The organism is Streptomyces mexicanus, assembly GCF_902506575.1.
GTDB lineage: Bacteria > Actinomycetota > Actinomycetes > Streptomycetales > Streptomycetaceae > Streptomyces > Streptomyces mexicanus.
Map to the genome: position 1 here is coordinate 1 of NZ_LR732675.1, position 995 is coordinate 995.

The 995-nt window shown below is 73.9% G+C and carries 1 protein-coding gene; it reads left to right on the top strand.

Going from position 1 to position 995, the window contains the following annotated elements; genetic code table 11:
* Nucleotides 1-995, top strand: a 995-nt coding sequence (locus GV126_RS34900; protein ID WP_159675369.1) for an aldehyde dehydrogenase family protein, incomplete at both ends; no start/stop codon positions are given.

Consider the following 995-nt stretch of genomic DNA (forward strand, 5'->3'; position numbering starts at 1 on the left):
CTGCCACCGCCCGTCAGGCCGTCCGCGCGGCACTCGACCAGCACCGGGCCTGGCGGCACGTACCCCTGCCCGAACGCCGCGCCCGGATCGCCGCGGCCCTGGACGCCCTCGCCGCGCACCGCCGGCTCCTGGCACTGCTGCTGGTGTGGGAGATCGGCAAGCCGTGGCGACTGGCCCAGGCCGACGTCGACCGGGCCGTCGACGGAGTGCGCTGGTACCTCGACGGCATCGAGCCGATGCTCGCGGACCGGGCGCCCCTGGACGGCCCGGTCTCCAACATCGCCAGCTGGAACTACCCGATGAGCGTGCTGGTCCACGCGATGCTGGTGCAGGCCCTGGCGGGCAACGCGGTGATCGCCAAGACCCCGACCGACGGCGGCGTCGCCTGCCTCACCCTGGCCTGCGCCCTCGCCGCCCGCGAGGGAGTACCCCTCACCCTGGTCAGCGGCAGCGGAGGCGAGCTGTCCGAGGCGCTGGTACGGGCGCCGGAGATCGGCTGCGTGTCCTTCGTCGGCGGCCGGGACACCGGCGCCGCGGTGGCCACGGCGGTGGCCGACCTGGGCAAACGGCACATCCTGGAACAGGAGGGCCTGAACACCTGGGGCATCTGGGCCTACAGCGACTGGGAGACGCTCGCCGCGCTCGTCCCCGCACTCTTCGACTACGGCAAGCAGCGCTGCACGGCCTACCCGCGCTTCGTCGTCCAGCGGTCCCTGTTCGACGCGTTCCTGGCGGCGTACCTCCCGGCGGTACGGTCGGTGCGCCTGGGCCACCCCCTGGCGGTGGAGCACCCCGAGGACGCGTTCCCCGAGCTGGACTACGGCCCGCTGATCAGCGCGGCCAAGGCGAAGGAGCTGCGGGACCAGGTCACGGAGGCGATCGACCGAGGCGCGATCCCCCTGCACCGCGGCACGGACACCCAGGCCCGCTTCCTGCCCGGCCAGGACACCTCGGCGTACGTCCACCCCGTCACCCTCCTCAACCCGCCCCCGTCC